Below are 16,820 nucleotides of genomic sequence, written 5' to 3'. Positions count from 1 at the left end.
GCTGTTGACCTTGCACTGAAATAGCGCGACACTCCCTTGAGCAGTTAATACAACGCCAAGGGAGAGGCGAATTAATGAGCGGTACCGGTCACAGCAGCCCAATTGCACCATTACTACTAACCAGCATAACCGCTACACTGAGCGCTGTGCTACTCCTCTACATCCATACCACCTCCACCAATACCATTCAAAAATACACCCCTTGGGTTGATGCTGCGACAGAAATCAAACTGGAAACAACCTTCGCCCATTTGTGGCTAGAAGCGATCTTATCCGGTAATAGTGATAAATCGGCAGACGATGTAAACCAACATTTAGAGCAAGCAAAGTGGTTTGCGATTGCTATTTTAGATGGTGATAGAAACGAAGAAGGAATTTTTCTTCCTCTAGAAGAGGGGCTACTGAGAACGCAAGTCAATCAGCTACTTTACTCAATTCAGAATTTCCATAAAGCAATCGATATTCGCTTAAAGCTACCTACAACACCTGCAGAGCCTAACGAACAATACGATCAACTATTTTTTGAAGTCATTCAAGGGGCTAATGAATTAAAACAAGCGCTAAAGCGACATATTAAAAACAAGAATAACTCTCAGAACTCCCTCTTAGCTATGCTCTTTATTGCTATTTGCCTTATGACTATCATCTCAGGTTATTCAATTTGGCGCTTTACCGATAACCGCGCCCGATATTTAGCCAAACTATCATTAGCAAACAAGCAAATTTCTGAAAACAACACCAAACTCAAAGCCCTCGCCCATACTGACCAGCTTACCGGCCTCCCTAACAGAAAGATGCTTGAATCAATCACACAGAAAGCCCTCAGCAAAGTACAGCGTAACGGCACCGTCCTCTCTTTAACTTTTATTGATCTAGATTTTTTTAAACCTATTAATGATCAATACGGTCATAATACGGGCGACAAAGTCCTTATTAATTTTGCCAATGCGATCAGCATGCAGTTACGAGATGGCGATACATTATGCCGTTTAGCTGGTGACGAGTTTATCCTATTAATCGAAGCCGAAACGGAACAGCAGCTCAACGACTCACTGAATACAATTATCACCCGCATTGAGAACAGACTTAGTCAGCCCATCATCAACACACCTGATGAAATCCACGTAAGATGCAGTGCCGGCACTGCGATTGCGTCAAAAGATGCGATAGAGTTTGAAACGCTACTCCACTGCGCCGACCTTGCTATGTATGACAGTAAAAAGAGCGGACGCGGGCAACATTGCTATTACCAAGGCGAGAGCATCTACCAAACTGAACTTTCATTTAACGCGACTAAGCTAGCTCAGGAAGTTGCCATTGAATGATAGGCCGACCACGCTCTGACAAGTACTGATTCGCCTGACTAAAATGCTGGCAACCGAAGAAACCTCTATATGAGGATAAGGGTGATGGATGAGGTGCAGTTAATACTAAATGTCGCTCTCTATTAATTGATTTACCTTTCTTTTGCGCATAACCGCCCCACAACATGAACACCACATTTTCACAACGTTCATTTACAACGCGAATAACTTGATCAGTGAACAACTCCCATCCCCTGCCTTGATGAGAACCCGCCTCACTCTGTTCAACAGTGAGTACGCTATTTAAAAGTAGAACACCTTGCTCAGCCCACGCCTCAAGGTAACCATGAGACACAGGTTCAATATCTAGATCTGTTTTTAATTCTTTATAAATGTTAACTAGAGAGGGCGGCGGTTTAATGCCAGGCAGCACAGAAAAACATAAACCATGCGCTTGGTCCGGCTGATGATAAGGATCTTGTCCCAAGATAACGACTTTAACATTATTAAGAGGAGTTGCTTCTAATGCAGAGAACCACTGCTCGCAGGGAGGGTAAACAGTTTTTTTAAAACGTTCCTGCTCTTGTAAAAAATCCATCAATGCTTGCATATAAGGCTGCTCAAACTGCTCTGATAACTCAGCATGCCAACTAGGTGCATTCTCTAACATCATAAACCACCACAATCCTTTATCTCACCTGGTTTAAGCGCAATAGACTCCATCACAACCCGCCCATGCCAAATAGAGTAATACCTTAATTTACCAGGTGCATGAGAAACCACACCCGATATAGCAATCACTATAAAATAGATCACAGCATTGGGTTCATTGAACCACCAAAGCATAGTTGATAGCAGTATAAGTTTTACACCTATCGCAGTACCGCGTAGTTGAATCAACCAGATACCATCGGCGTATACCTCAAGCGCAGTCATTACCAATCCACTCAGGACTGTTAGATAGAGGAAGTGCACCCAAGCCTCAGGCGGCTGACTATATAGATACGCACCAGCCAAACCACAGATACCAATCAGATGCAAAGTACGGCTAATAATACTAATCCAACGCCGGCCGGGCATTGCCCGCTTTTCATTAGGAAACAACCAGTTCATCATCGCTTGATATCCCTGAACGCTATAAATAATCCAACTTCGTCTACTCTCTCATACCCTGCGCGCACAAAAAAGCCCTCTTCAGAGGGCCTTTAAGATTATCACGCTATCGCCCAATTTAGTTACGAGGACGCATCGCTGGGAATAGAATTACATCTCTAATCGAAGGAGAATCGGTAAATAACATCACTAAGCGATCAATACCGATACCTTCACCCGCTGTTGGCGGCAAACCATATTCCAACGCATTGATGTAATCACCATCGTAATGCATCGCTTCATCATCACCCGCATCCTTCTCTGCAACTTGATCACGGAAGCGCTGCGCTTGGTCTTCAGAGTCATTTAACTCCGAGAAGCCATTTGCAAGTTCACGACCCGCAACAAAGAACTCAAAACGATCGGTGACAAAAGGGTTATCATCGCTACGACGCGCTAACGGAGAAACCTCTGTAGGGTATTCAGTGATAAACGTAGGCTGCTGTAGACGATGCTCAACCGTTTTCTCAAAGATCTCAATCTGAACCTTACCTAGGCCCCAGCTGTCTTTAACATCAATATCTAAACGTTCAGCAATTTGACGTGCTGCATGATCATCAGCCAACGCCTCAGCCGTAATATCTTCATTAAAATGCAAGATAGAATCAAAAACACTTAAACGCTCAAATGGCTTAGCCATGTCGTATTCAAATGTTTCTAGCACTTCGCCTTCATCATTACGTACCGTATTAACGATAGTTGTTGTGCCTAATACATCCTGCGCTACCGTACGCAGCATATCTTCAGTTAGATCCATCAGGTCACGATAATCTGCATATGCCTGATAGAACTCAATCATTGTGAATTCAGGGTTATGACGTGTAGAAAGACCTTCGTTACGGAAGTTACGGTTGATTTCGAATACACGCTCAAAACCACCTACAACCAAACGCTTCAAGTACAACTCAGGCGCGATACGTAGATACATATCACGATCAAGTGCATTATGATGTGTAACGAACGGGCGTGCTGTAGCACCGCCAGGAATGACTTGTAACATCGGTGTTTCGGCTTCAATAAAGCGGCGTTCAGTCAGGAAGTTACGAATACCCGATACAATTTTAGAACGTACTTCAAATACGCGACGTGAATCTTGGTTAGTAATCAGATCAACATAACGCTGGCGGTAACGGATCTCAGTATCCTGCAAACCTTTGTGCTTATCAGGCAGCGGACGAAGGTTCTTAGTGAGTAACTGGTACTCACCCATATCCACATACAAGTCGCCTTTACCTGATTTGTGAAGTACACCGGTTACACCAATGATATCGCCTAGATCTAAACGTTTTGCAAACTTGCGCGCTTCTTTATTTACATAAAACTGCACACGGCCTGTCATATCTTGAACAACACCAAAAGCACCACGGTTAAGCATAACTCGACCGGCAATGCTTACCGTAATCGCAGCTTCTTCTAGCTCTTCCTTTGTCTTATCGCCGTACTGATCCTGAAGATCCTGCGCGTAAGAGTCACGGCGAAAGCTATTCGGATAGGCATTACCCTCTTCACGAAGCGCGTTTAGTTTTTCACGGCGCTCAGCGATCAGGCGATTATCATCTTGCTTCGGAGTATTATCAGACATCGGTAGGGTAAACCTTTAAATTCGTTAACTAATACGTCTTACTCAATCATCTGCGTAAGACAAGGCCATCATGACTGTTGTTAAAATCAGCGATGATATTTGCCTTTATTCACTTCAACCTGTTTTACAGACCCGCTTTTAAGCTTGCCTCAATAAACAGATCTAAATCTCCGTCGAGTACTTTATCGCAGTTAGAGCTCTGCACATTCGTACGTAGATCTTTAATACGTTGATCATCTAGCACATAAGAGCGGATCTGACTTCCCCAGCCGATATCAGCTTTGGAATCTTCCAGCTCTTGTGCTGCTTCGCTACGCTTCATCATTTCCAGCTCATAGAGCTTTGCACGTAGCTGCTTCATACAAGTATCTTTGTTCTGATGCTGAGAACGCTGACTCTGGCTCTGAACGACAACCCCTGAAGGCTCATGGGTAATACGTACAGCAGACTCAGTTCTGTTTACGTGCTGACCACCCGCACCAGAAGCGCGATATACATCGACACGAAGATCCGCTGGATTGATATCGATCTCTACATTGTCATCGATCTCAGGTGAAACGAAAACAGAAGAGAAAGATGTATGGCGACGACCACCTGAATCAAAAGGCGATTTTCGCACTAACCGGTGAACACCTGTTTCTGTTCGCAACCAACCAAAAGCATATTCACCTTGGAAACGAATAGTCGCAGACTTAATACCTGCCACATCACCTGCTGAACATTCTAGCAGTTCAGTCTTGAAGCCTTTATCTTCACCCCAGCGAAGATACATGCGCAACATCATTTCAGCCCAATCTTGAGCTTCCGTTCCGCCAGAACCCGATTGAATATCAAGGAATGCATTATTAGGATCAGCTTCACCAGAAAACATACGACGAAACTCGAGCAACTGAAGGCGCTCCATCATAGCAGCCACATCATTCTCTACTTCAACTACAGTGTCTTCGTCATCTTCCTCAACAGCCATATCTAAGAGATCACGCGTATCTTCTACACCGGTTGTTAGCTCATCAATCGTTTCAACGACTAGCTCTAATGCCGCACGCTCTTTACCTAATTGCTGAGCGTTTTCAGGATTATCCCATATAGCTGGATCCTCAAGCTCACGCGTTACCTCTTCAAGGCGTTCTTTTTTACCTTCATAATCAAGAAATCCGCGCAGATCATTACAACGATCATTGATATCTTTTAAGGCATTGAGAATTGGGTTAATTTCCATGATAAAAAATCGCAGCTAGCCGTTTAAAAAAGGGCGCTATTTTACCGATATTATAGCTATAACACTACCTATTTCAGCGCAAACCACTCTTTAATTGCGTTTAATCGGTAAATCACTCATATCCTACTGGCACTCAACTTCTACTTAGATTTAAAATAACTTTATTCAAAGTATCAGGTATTGGAATATGATTTATAAAAGCCTACTTTCAATCATACTGATTCTATTCTCTCCTGCTCTCTTTGCTTTTAGCAGTAGCACATCTATATCGCCAACTAACTTTACCGGCTCAATATACGGGATACTTGCTCTACTGATCTTTATTATTGGTTACTTTTTCGTACTTGCAGAAGAGATTATTCATCTTAGAAAATCAAAACCAATTATGGTCGCCGCCGGTTTCATCTGGTTATTAACAGGCATCGCATACACATTAAGCGGTGACAACATCACGGCAGGATTATCAGCACGTCATTATATTCTTGAATATGCAGAGCTTTTCCTATTTTTACTCGCAGCGATGACATTTATCACCACTATGGAAGAACGCCTCGTCTTTGCTGCACTGCGCTCATGGTTGATTGTTCAGCGTTATTCACTTCAAAAAATCTACTGGATAACAGGGCTAATTGCTTTTGTTCTTTCACCTATAGCAGATAATTTATCAACAGCGCTACTTATGGGTGCAGTTGTTCTGGCTGTGGGTAACTCATATCACAAATTCGTTACAGTTGGCTGTATTAACATTGTCATTGCAGCCAATGCAGGTGGCGTTTTCAGCCCCTTTGGGGATATTACAACTCTGATGGTTTGGCAAAAAGGCGTCGTCCAATTTGAAGAGTTCTTTCAGCTATTCATACCTGCGCTTATCACCTGGCTAATCCCCGCCTTGATCATGTGCAAAGTCGTAGAAAAAGGGCCTCCTTCCGGCGAAACAGAAAAACTGGGGATGAAAAAAGGCGCTGTCACTATTATCTTTATATTTTTATTCACCCTTGCACTATCAATTTTGTCACACAGCATTCTGAATCTACCTCCTGTGTTGGGGATGATGACAGGACTAGGCATTCTAAAACTGTTTGGCTTTTACATCAGCAAACATGAACCTATCACACAAGATCAGGGACACATCCGTCATCATCAGGCAGAAAACATGGCAACCCACGCTCAATGCAAAGGGGACCATACGGATGTGATTCGCCGATTTAACATATTTAAAGTGGTAGAAAGGTCTTCATGGGATACATTAATGTTTTTTTATGGCGTCGTTCTTTGCGTGGGAGGACTGGCAACACTGGGCTATTTAACGTTACTGTCCAACTTCTTGTATCAAGGATTAGGGGCGACAACAGCTAACATATTAGTCGGGGTCGCGTCCGCTTTAATTGATAATATCCCTGTTATGTTCGCAGTATTAAGTATGGAACCGGATATGAATCTACAACAATGGCTGCTTGTCACATTAACCGCGGGCGTTGGAGGGTCACTACTATCCGTTGGATCAGCTGCGGGGATTGCTTTAATGGGACAGGCCCAAGGGGTGTATACCTTTATGAGCCATCTAAAGTGGAGCTGGGCAATTTTACTCGGTTATTGTGCAGGTATAATTGCCCATATGTATATCGGTAATATGCTTTAAATTAGTAACTCTTCATCTAGCTCTTAATCTAACTCAAATTCAGCAACCACTTGCTGACACCATTGGGTAACCCGCTCATTTGTTTCACCTTGCTGGCAATCTTCATCAATCGCTAATCCAACAAAATTCTGGCCATCATCAGTCAACGCTTTAGAAGCCTCGAAGTCATAGCCCTCAACAGACCAATAACCTACCATTTCAGCTCCCTGCTCTTTCATTCGTTTATGCAATAAACCCATGGCATCTAAGAACCATTCGCCATAACCGATCTGGTCCCCTAAGCCAAAAACCGCACACGTTTTACCTGCAAGCTGTGACTCTTCAACAATGGTCCACAGATCAGCCCAATCCTCTTGCAGCTCTCCATAGTCCCAGGTAGGAATACCTAAAATCAGATGTTCATACTCATGCAGTGTATCTAAACCATCTGCAGCGATATCAATTCGGTGAACTTTATCAAAACCTATTTTTTCCGCTATTAAGTCTGCAACAGATTCAGTATTTCCTGTTGTTGAACCATAAAACAGACCGATCTTTGAACTCATGAATAGACCTATACTCTAAAAACAAAAAAAGCAGCCTAAGCTGCTTTTGGCAATTTAAGAAAAATTACTTATTAAAAGCATCAAAAGTTGAGTGCGCCACATCTTCAATTTCAGACCGAGCATCCTGTAAAGCTTTTAAGTTGTGCTCGCTGGCATTGTTTATTGTATCTTCCAGCTCTTTAGCATAAGTACGCTGTAGATCAATTAAATCGCTCGGAGACTGACATTTCTGCATCTCTTTGGTTTGCTGGATAGTGGCTTCAATACATGACTTAGTACAGGCCATTTGCTGACGTGTCAGTTCCTCCAGCATTTTCGTCTGAATATTAACAAGCTCTTTAAAAGGCCCCATGGAATCTGTAATCTTTTTATTCATGTCTTGAAACATATTCACCACCTTCTCCATATATAAACAAGAGAACAAAAAAAGTTGCGCCACATACTATGTCATATTGTGCGCAGGATTTATTCACAACATCCCTTATAATAAAGCACTCTAAGGCACGAATGGCAAAGCTTATCTTGCCTTCATAATACCAAATATCAATAATCAGGAACCAGTTATTAAGCTAAGCGTTCCTTTAACGTTCAAAGTAAGCAGATTAAAGTACTTAATGCGCTGCTTCTCAAGGAATATAAAATGCGTTTATTACATACAATGCTCCGCGTCACAGAATTGCAAAAATCGATCGACTTTTACACAAATACTTTAGGTATGGAATTGCTGCGCAGCAAAGATTATCCAGAAGGCCGTTTCACACTCGCGTTTCTTGGCTATGGCGATGAAGCGGAACATACCGCCCTTGAATTAACTCACAATTGGGATGTAGACAGTTACGAGCTAGGCAATGCCTATGGGCATATAGCCATAGAAGTTGATGATGTTTACAAAGCTTGCGAAGCTATAAAAAGCAAAGGCGGCGAAATAGTTCGCGAAGCGGGGCCGATGAAACACAGCACGACGATTTTGGCTTTTGCCAAAGATCCAGACGGCTATATGATTGAGCTGCTATGTAGTAAGCGCGCGGATTAACAACAAGCACCACACTTTTATTAATAGCTGACAGCGGATAGTTATGCAGCAAGACTCACCGAAAATCCTTATTGTAGAAGATGAACCCAGCATCGCAGATAACATCGTCTTTGCTCTTCAACTCGATGGATTTCATAGTGAACACCAGCTTCTCGCAACCTCCGCATTAGCATCCCTACAGAGCACGACATTTGATCTCGTTATTATTGATGTCGGCTTACCTGACATTAATGGTTTTGAACTATGTAAGCAGATACGTAATTTTTCAAATATCCCGATCATCTTTCTCACCGCCAGAGCGGATGAAATTGATCGCATTTTAGGTTTAGAGTTGGGTGCAGATGACTACGTCACTAAACCCTTTAGCCCTAGAGAGCTCAGCACTCGTGTAAAAGCTATCTTACGTAGAGTGTCACGTAAGGAATCACGTACAGATCCGTCACATTCAAATAACGATACATCTCAATATGGATTTACCATTGATAAGGAAAAAGCCTCTATAACTTATCTTTCTCAAAAGCTTGAATTAACTCGAATAGAGTATTTCCTGCTGAGTAAATTAATCGAAAACCCTCAGCACGTTTTCTCTAGAGAGCAGTTAATGCAAGCCGCATGGGACAACCCTGAACATAGCTTAGAGCGAGCTGTAGATACTCACATCAAAGGCTTGCGCGCAAAATTAAAGCAGGTCTCTAATAACTTCCAGCCAATAAAAACCCATCGTGGTTTAGGCTATAGCCTAGAGCTTTCGGAATGAAGGTAACAACCCTATGAAATTCGGCTTGAAACTATTTTTAAGCTACTTTGCCATTTTAGGGTTGGGTATCTACCTCTTTATAAATTCAATGCTCCTCGAAGTTAAACCCGGACTTCGCCAATCCATGGAAACCGCCCTGATCGATAGCGCCAACTTACTCGCAGAATTGATCGCGCCGATAGCTCCCTCCACCCCCATTCGTATCGATTTATTAAAACCCGCCGTTAATCACACCCTTGCTCGGCCCATAGACGCAACTATATGGTCGCATAAGCAAACAGGAACAGAGCTACGCATCTATGTCACCAATACAGAAGGCAAGGTTATTTATGACTCCGAAAACCGCGATCTTGGCGCTGATTATTCAAAATGGAATGATGTATACCTCACACTAAAAGGAAAATATGGCGCTCGTAGCACGCAAGAGAACCTAAATGACCGTTTCAGCTCAGTCATGTATATCGGCGCACCGATTTTTGCACATCAGAGCAACGGGCAACGCTCATTAGTCGGCGTACTCTCCATAGGCAAGCCCAATATTAGCGTAGAGCCATTCTGGCAGGCAGCTCAAGACAACATCAGATCTAAAGGGCTCTGGCTCCTGCTTGCTTCAGCTTTGGCTGGTGCTTTACTAGCAACCTGGCTAAGCCTAAATATCCATCGGCTTGTGGAGTATGCACAGAAAACCAGTCGGGGGGAATCAAGTGATCGACCCCGAATAAATGACCCCGATTTAGCCAAACTAGCCCAAGCAATGGAAGAGATGCGCTCGGCATTAGACGGCAAAGAGTATATTGAAGACTATACGCTGACATTAACTCATGAAATGAAAAGCCCACTCACCGCACTAAAAGGCGCCGCAGAACTGATTGGGTTGGCAAAAGACAATGAAATGCGTGATCAGCTCGCAACGAATATAAGCCAGCAAACTGAACGTCTGCAAGCGTTAGTAGATCAAGTCCTTGCTCTCGCTCGCTTGGAAAACTTAGGACAACTTAGCCAACCAAAACATATTAACTTGAAAAAGCTTATTCAAGAGGAGTGCGAACAACTTAAGGTTCGCTTATCGCAAAAAGAGATTCAGCTAAAATTAGAACTTACTGAAGTGAGCCCTATTTTAGGAGACTCGTTACTCCTCAGCCAAGCGATCCGTAACCTAATAGAAAATGCTCTTGATTTTAGTCCCTGCGCAAGCACGATTTTCATTCGTCTTACAGAACAAGACCACACAATTGAACTCGTTATAGAAGACCAAGGCAGTGGCATTCCTGATTACGCTAAAGATAAAATATGGCAACGCTTTTACTCACTACCACGCCCTCAAAACGGCCAAAAAAGTACAGGATTAGGACTTAGTTTTGTCCAACAGATCGCTCAACTTCACAATGCGCAAATCAGCCTTATTAATAATAAGACTCTAGGTACACAAGCAAAGCTTAGTTTCACGAGCAATGCTCACCACCGTTAAAGTTAAATGGCACGACAGAAGATGCCACGTAAAAAACCACTTCTGTATTAAGCACTTCATCCACAAAACAACTGTTCAAAAAATGCTAAGTTTATTGTTTTTACACATGGGCTTTTTTACGCATGCTTTGGCGGCTTACAAGTAACGTATAAACACCACTAGACACAATCACTCCTGCTCCTATCCAAGTCCATATATCGGGTATTTCACCGAAGATCACGAACCCTAATGCAAACGAAAACAATAAACGTGTGTAACGAAAAGGGGTCACGACTGAAACATCACCGGTTCGCATAGCGATAGTCAGCGCATTGTATGCAATCACACCAAATGCAACAGCACCCAAAACAGATAACATTGCCTTGAATTGGAGATCGACAGCTTCCGCCTGAACAACATGTAGCACAAGACCCGTCGGTATCAGAACAAAAAAACCATACACACCTAAATGTGCATTACTCAAAGAAGTAGACGCCCCTCGTGTCGCCAGATCACGACCTGCAAACCCCAAAGTACTGAGCAAAGCAAAAAGGGAAGCAGGATTAAAGCTATCAAGTCCGGGTCTGATAATCATCAGCACGCCACAGAAACCAAGCGCGATCGCTATCCAGCGTGAAGTACTCACATGCTCTCTAAAAATAAGGGCCGCCCCCACCACCACAACCAAGGGGGTCGCCTGTAAAATAGCGGAAGCACTCGATAGTGGGGTAAGCGTAATCGCCAATGCAAAGCACAAACGCCCTATAATTTCACATGCCGCTCGGGTCAATATAGGCCCTGAAACAACTTCAGGGCGCAATACCTTCTCTCCCTTGCTCCAGGTCATCAGCATAAACACAAACATTCCACCAAAACCGAATAACGCCAATACCACCCCTAACGAGATAGTTTCAGCCGCAGCTTTAATAAACATATCTTCGATCGCGAAAGCAGCCATCGCCAATAACATAAAGGTACTGCCTCTTAGATTATCAGCACTTGAACCCGTCAAACCTGTGCCTACCACCCTTTTTGCCATTTCAGACTTTGGAGAAACGTTGTTGGAACGGTGTTCTAGGCATCTGTACATCACCCTGATAGTTCTTAGCCTTGTCACCCTCCCTAGCTTGAATCATTTTTTCGGCTTGTCTTAGTGCATTAAGATCTGCAAAAGAGAGAGCGTCAAAACCACAACGACTTAAATAATCCATTTGATCAGGCAAGATCTCACCTGTGGCCCTAAGCTCACCTTTAAAATTAAATGTTTCGCGTAACAATGATCCGGTTGAAAATCCGGTTCCATCCATAAAGCTCGCGAAAAAGATTACAATCAAGGGCGCTTCTGTGATCGCGGACCTCACTTGATTAAGATCTATTTCACTGGATAACAGCAAACCTGGCTTTTCATGAAACAGCGTAAAATGGGGATAAAACTCCATCCAAACCGCTAAAGGTAAAATATATTTCTTGCACTCTAGCGGTATAAAGTCCGTTTCATTATCGCTAATCAAATACCAATCATCGTTTACTACTTGGCCATTCTTAATAATCTGTTGCATAAACCTGCTCCTTAAAAGCTGCTTTACCTAAACGCTCATAAGTGGAAGAAAATGTCTCAGTCTCGTCTGAGCGTTGCTCAACATACAACTGGATAATTTTTTCAACGGCGGGCGCGACTTTATCCAACGGTAGAGAGGGCCCCAGAACTTTGCCGATAGCTGACTCGTACCCGGTTTTACCGCCTAAGGTAATCTGATAGAACTCTTCACCCTTTTTATCGATGCCTAAAATACCGATATTCGCTATATGATGATGAGCACACGCATTAATGCAGCCAGATATCCTTAAAGACAAATCACCTAATGCATACAATTTATTCAAGTCACTAAAACGCTGCTGAATCGCCTCATTAACGGGCAGGGAACGGGCATTAGCCAAACCGCAAAAGTCGCCACCCGGACAACACACCGTATCAGCTAAAGTACTGACTGTGGGCGTCACTAAACCTTGAGCTTCACTATCCAACCAAAGACTATATAAATCATTTGCTTGAACATCCGCGAGAACAATATTTTGTTGCTGCGTGGTACGCACTTCGCCAAATGAATAGCGATCAGCCAGATCCGCAATATGATGAAGTTGCTCGGTGGTAATATCACCCGGCGCTTGCCCTTCATGTTTCAAAGATAGAGTAACAATTCGATAGCCTGACACTTTGTGACGCTTAACGTTGCGATCCAACCAATTCTGATAGGCTTCAGGATGCGGCCCTGCCTGCTCATGACGTTCAGGTAAAATCTGATAACTCGGCGCTGTAAAAAAAGAACTCGCGTACTTAAACTCTTCTTCCGTTAATTGCGGGTCGGTCTCACAATTACGTTCAAACTCTTTTTCAACTTGGCGAGAAAACTCTTGCGTACCTAAAGCACCCACTAAGATTTTAATCCGCGCTTTGTATTTATTGTCTCTTCGGCCGTACTGGTTATAGACACGTAAAATTGATTTCAGATAACCCAGCAGATATTTTTGCGGTAAAAACTCTCTAATCAGGCTGGCCAACATAGGTGTGCGACCTAAACCGCCCCCTCCCCAAATCTCAAAACCATATTCCCCTGCCGCTGAACGTACAGCTTTAATACCAATATCATGTAAACGGATAGAAGCTCTATCTTCCTCTGCACCAATAACTGCAATTTTGAATTTACGCGGCAAGAAAGCAAACTCTGGATGCAAAGAGGACCATTGACGAATAATTTCGCAGTAAGGCCGAGGATCAATCAACTCATCTACAGCCACCCCCGCTATAGGGTCCGATGTCGTATTACGAATACAGTTGCCACTCGTCTGAATAGCATGCATCTCAACACTGGCAAGGTCCGCCAAAATTTCAGGCACATCTTTAAACTCAACCCAATTGAACTGAACATTCTGCCGAGTGGTAATATGACAATAATCCCTATCATACTTGTGACAGATACCAGCCAGCCTCCTAACCTGCTTAGATGAGAGCATGCCATATGGCACCGCCACCCTTAACATCGGCGCATGCTTTTGTACGTACAAACCGTTTTGTAAGCGCAAAGGTAAAAACGCTTCTTCACTCAACTCCCCGTTTAAAAAGCGGGTCATTTGATCTTTAAATTGAAAAACACGGTTATGAACAACGTCTCGGTCTAAATCATCGTAGTGATACATGCTGGCAACAATCTCGTATTAACAAGGTTAAAAACAACCGGTGTAGCTTAATCCGAAACAGCAAGTAGGCACAGGCACAGCAAAAATAAAATAAATAGGAACAGTCAAAATCCACACACAAAACACACGCTTCACACATCAGGCTCCCACATCGCTTCTTTAAGCTAATGCTAAGTGATTCATTATTGGAGAGGCATTATGTCTAAGCGTATTACACTAAAGCTGATCATTATTGGCATTCTTGGTTTGTTACTCTGGATCCCCCTTTTACTTGAACAAGGGGTTATCTACGAACGCATGAGTTATCGCTCTCAGGTTGTAAATGACATTGCCAGTAAATGGACCGGGCAGCAGACAATTTCAGGACCGATTGCCATTATTCCGTGGCACATTAAATATCAAGAACAGCAATGGAGTGAAAAGGAAAAAACATATAAAACCGTTAATCGTAAATTGAGTGGCAAGCACCTACTACTGCCAACAAAGTTAACCAGCCATGCGGATATCAAAAACGATACCCGTAGCCGAGGCATCTACCAGATCCCGGTTTACAGCGGCAACCTAAATATCGAAGCTGAATTTTCTAACGCGAAGCTACTGAAACACAAAGCCCAGTTAGAAAAGAAATATAAAGGTCAGATGCTTTGGGGCCAAGCACGCATGACAGTTCTTATCTCCGACACACGGGGGATCGTTTCTGAACCAGATGCTCAATGGGGAGAATCAAAACTCAGTTTCACCTCCGGAAGTCACTTAAAAGCAAATATGCAGGGTATTAACGCAGAGGTTCCTTCCTTTCTAGCAAGTAAGTTATCCACAACCTCAATGTCTTTAAGCATGCAGATAAAAGGGATGGAAACCTTACTGATTACGCCTACAGGCGACAACAGCCGCATCAATATGAAATCAGACTGGCCACACCCTAGTTTTACTGGCCGCCATCTACCCACCAACTATGACATTTCAGAAACAGGTTTTACTGCTCAGTGGGACACCTCACCTTTTTCTGGAGATTTAAACACTGTCCTTCAAAGCTGCCAAGAGAACCGTAACTGCAATCTCAGCAGCTATGCTGTTGGTACAGAGTTTATTGATCCTGTAGATATGTATTCCCAAGCGGAACGCGCCATAAAGTATGGCCTTTTATTCATTGCCGTAACGTTTATGCTTTTCTTCCTCTTTGAAGTACTTAAGAAACTACAGATACATCCGATTCAGTATGGCATGGTCGGTATGGCTCTCGCTCTGTTCTACTTACTACTGATATCCCTAAGCGAGCATATCCCTTTTGCTTGGGCGTATATCGTTGCAACAACCGCTTGTTGCGGCCTTTTGGGGATTTATTTAAGCGCCGTCTTAAAAAGCAGCCAGCGAGGTGGGAGTTTTGCAGCAGGAATTACCGTGTTATATGGCTTACTCTATATGATTATTTCATCAGAGGATTTTGCCTTACTCATGGGATCCGTGCTGATTTTCTCAATACTTGCAATAGGTATGTTATCCACACGCAAAGTTAACTGGTACCAGATAAGTTCAACTAACGAGAAACAAGCAGAGAAGAGAGACTTAGATTTAAAAACGGATGAAACTGGAGAAGCTAGAATTCCTAAGTGAGGCTATAACAAGCACCGCGAATAAGCTTCACTACAGCGAAAACTCACAATCATTTGAACCGTGAGCTAGAAGCTTATTCGCTAAATTACTCCCCCCATTTTCGATTACGGCCAGCATCTTTAGCCATATATAAATTATCATCTGCACGTTTTAAAACCGCATCGACATTTAAATCTGACCTTTTTGCAATTGCTAATCCAATGCTTAGCGTTATAAAAATTTCATTTGTTTGAATAGTAAATGGCTTCTCAGAGATCAATTTAAGTATCCGATCAGCAATGCCGTTTAATTCCACCATTGTCACCTCAGGCAGTAAGACGACAAACTCCTCTCCACCATAGCGACCCAGCTGGGAATAGATACGAAGCTCTCCTTGCAGGCGATGCGCTATCCGCTTTAGTAGCTCATCTCCTATCTGGTGGCCGTAATCATCATTAACTCTTTTAAAGTGATCTAAATCGAGCATCATTAAACCAAAACCCTTTTGGTCGGATCCAGCTCGACTAAAGCGCTCCCATTCTGATTCCATTTGGCGCGTAATCTCGCCTCGATTGAAAACGTTTGTAACCGGGTCAATCGTAGCAAACTGCTCAAATTGCTTCTGCTGAACGAGCATTTTCCTAGCTGAACTTTTTATAAAATAAAATGCACCTAATAAAAGCACAATCAAAAGAAGCCCAAAACCGACTGTAAAAGAGACAACCCCCTCTTTTACCTCTGCCCTAAATCGAGTCATATCCTGATAGATTTCAAAAACACCTATCACTTTATTATCGAATCCGTACATCGGAACATAACTTTCAACCACATCGACATCGAAACGAGTTTCATCAGCCAAGTCAGCAATTTTATCTTTTGTCTGAATAGAAGAACTACTTCCACCCGCTAACGCTTTATCAAGGTTTTCATTTCCCGCAGAAGAGCTACCAAGTAATGAGATGTCGGTGCTATATACAACGATCCCAGAAAGCGAAAACATCTTTATTTTCACAATGCTATACGGCTTCACAAAAGCACGTAAATCAGAATCTAGGCTGGACAACCCTTCAGGTTCTTGAATCGGACTGTTTAAAACATTTAATAAAGCCGTATACCGAGCATCCACTATAGCTGAAGTCAAATTGGCCGCATTAGATTCAGCTAGCCGGATTACATAACGCTCATATAATTTATACGAAGCAAAACTACTAAGGATTAAGAGCAACACTAATACAGAAATAGCCACAAGAAAAAAACGTCGAAGATACGAATCATGCGACGTTAATAGGCTTTTTAAACACATATAAGATATCGTCCTTAATAAAACTACAAATGGAAGTTTAATCCCTAAACG

Annotated in this window: 16 protein-coding genes; 6 read left to right on the top strand and 10 right to left on the bottom strand. The window is 42.9% G+C overall.

Annotation, left to right across the window (positions count from 1 at the left end; translation table 11 throughout):
• The first annotated feature begins 74 nt into the window (after positions 1–74).
• Positions 75–1,325: a GGDEF domain-containing protein gene (locus B4K11_RS15945; protein ID WP_292950770.1), complete on the top strand. Its 1,251-nt coding sequence runs from the start codon at positions 75–77 to the stop codon at positions 1,323–1,325.
• Here the strand turns inward: B4K11_RS15945 and ung are convergent.
• From ung to prfB, 4 genes are all read right to left on the bottom strand, one after another.
• The gene (gene ung, locus B4K11_RS15940; RefSeq protein WP_292950768.1) at positions 1,294–1,977 is read right to left on the bottom strand and encodes a uracil-DNA glycosylase; all 684 of its coding nucleotides are present in this window, start codon (positions 1,975–1,977) and stop codon (positions 1,294–1,296) included. The two genes, B4K11_RS15945 and ung, sit on opposite strands and share 32 nt — an antisense overlap.
• Positions 1,974–2,420: a hypothetical protein gene (locus B4K11_RS15935; RefSeq protein ID WP_292950766.1), complete on the bottom strand. Its 447-nt coding sequence runs from the start codon at positions 2,418–2,420 to the stop codon at positions 1,974–1,976. The genes ung and B4K11_RS15935 overlap by 4 nt, the downstream gene beginning before the upstream one ends.
• A 115-nt stretch (positions 2,421–2,535) precedes the next feature.
• Complete coding sequence (lysS, locus tag B4K11_RS15930; protein ID WP_292950764.1) at positions 2,536–4,038, bottom strand: lysine--tRNA ligase; 1,503 nt, start codon at positions 4,036–4,038, stop codon at positions 2,536–2,538.
• 124 nt (positions 4,039–4,162) lie between these two features.
• Positions 4,163–5,257 carry a peptide chain release factor 2 gene (prfB, locus tag B4K11_RS15925; protein ID WP_292950762.1) on the bottom strand — a complete coding sequence of 365 codons (1,095 nt, stop codon included), beginning with the start codon at positions 5,255–5,257 and terminating at the stop codon, positions 4,163–4,165.
• A gap of 187 nt (positions 5,258–5,444) precedes the next feature.
• Here prfB and nhaD point away from each other — a divergent pair, with 187 nt between their 5' ends.
• A complete protein-coding gene (gene nhaD, locus B4K11_RS15920; RefSeq protein WP_292950760.1) occupies positions 5,445–6,896 on the top strand; it encodes a sodium:proton antiporter NhaD in 1,452 nt (483 codons plus the stop codon).
• Positions 6,897–6,919: 23 nt separating this feature from the next.
• On the opposite strand, the gene fldB is transcribed toward nhaD, so the two are convergent.
• Positions 6,920–7,441, bottom strand: a complete 522-nt coding sequence (gene fldB, locus B4K11_RS15915) for a flavodoxin FldB (RefSeq protein WP_292950758.1) — start codon at positions 7,439–7,441, stop codon at positions 6,920–6,922.
• A 64-nt stretch (positions 7,442–7,505) separates the two neighbouring features.
• Complete coding sequence (locus B4K11_RS15910; RefSeq protein WP_292950837.1) at positions 7,506–7,829, bottom strand: phasin family protein; 324 nt, start codon at positions 7,827–7,829, stop codon at positions 7,506–7,508.
• Positions 7,830–8,081: 252 nt separating this feature from the next.
• Between B4K11_RS15910 and gloA the strand changes: the two genes are divergently transcribed.
• Genes gloA through creC form a run of 3 tightly spaced genes read left to right on the top strand, consistent with a single transcriptional unit; the run spans position 8,082 to position 10,699 of the window.
• The gene (gene gloA, locus B4K11_RS15905; protein ID WP_292950756.1) at positions 8,082–8,474 is read left to right on the top strand and encodes a lactoylglutathione lyase; all 393 of its coding nucleotides are present in this window, start codon (positions 8,082–8,084) and stop codon (positions 8,472–8,474) included.
• Between the two features lie 43 nt (positions 8,475–8,517).
• The gene (gene creB / locus B4K11_RS15900) at positions 8,518–9,231 is read left to right on the top strand and encodes a two-component system response regulator CreB (protein WP_292950754.1); all 714 of its coding nucleotides are present in this window, start codon (positions 8,518–8,520) and stop codon (positions 9,229–9,231) included.
• A gap of 13 nt (positions 9,232–9,244) precedes the next feature.
• Positions 9,245–10,699: a two-component system sensor histidine kinase CreC gene (gene creC, locus B4K11_RS15895; RefSeq protein WP_292950752.1), complete on the top strand. Its 1,455-nt coding sequence runs from the start codon at positions 9,245–9,247 to the stop codon at positions 10,697–10,699.
• Between the two features lie 100 nt (positions 10,700–10,799).
• Here creC and B4K11_RS15890 read toward each other — a convergent pair whose 3' ends face one another.
• Genes B4K11_RS15890 through B4K11_RS15880 form a run of 3 tightly spaced genes read right to left on the bottom strand, consistent with a single transcriptional unit; the run spans position 10,800 to position 13,873 of the window.
• Positions 10,800–11,717: a DMT family transporter gene (locus B4K11_RS15890; protein WP_292950750.1), complete on the bottom strand. Its 918-nt coding sequence runs from the start codon at positions 11,715–11,717 to the stop codon at positions 10,800–10,802.
• 1 nt (position 11,718) lies between these two features.
• Entirely contained in the window at positions 11,719–12,237 is a 519-nt protein-coding gene (locus B4K11_RS15885; protein ID WP_292950748.1) for a DUF934 domain-containing protein, read from the bottom strand.
• Positions 12,221–13,873, bottom strand: a complete 1,653-nt coding sequence (locus tag B4K11_RS15880) for a nitrite/sulfite reductase (protein WP_292950746.1) — start codon at positions 13,871–13,873, stop codon at positions 12,221–12,223. Before B4K11_RS15880 ends, B4K11_RS15885 begins: the two co-directional genes overlap by 17 nt.
• 198 nt (positions 13,874–14,071) lie before the next feature.
• Between B4K11_RS15880 and creD the strand changes: the two genes are divergently transcribed.
• The gene (gene creD, locus B4K11_RS15875; RefSeq protein ID WP_292950744.1) at positions 14,072–15,487 is read left to right on the top strand and encodes a cell envelope integrity protein CreD; all 1,416 of its coding nucleotides are present in this window, start codon (positions 14,072–14,074) and stop codon (positions 15,485–15,487) included.
• An 85-nt stretch (positions 15,488–15,572) separates the two neighbouring features.
• Here creD and B4K11_RS15870 read toward each other — a convergent pair whose 3' ends face one another.
• Positions 15,573–16,769, bottom strand: a complete 1,197-nt coding sequence (locus B4K11_RS15870; protein WP_292950742.1) for a GGDEF domain-containing protein — start codon at positions 16,767–16,769, stop codon at positions 15,573–15,575.
• Positions 16,770–16,820: the final 51 nt, after the last annotated feature.

Origin of the sequence: Neptuniibacter sp. UBA6509 (genome assembly GCA_002435145.1) — a bacterium.
Taxonomy (GTDB): Bacteria; Pseudomonadota; Gammaproteobacteria; order Pseudomonadales; family Balneatricaceae; genus Neptuniibacter.
This window is presented reverse-complemented; position numbering and strand designations above follow the sequence as displayed.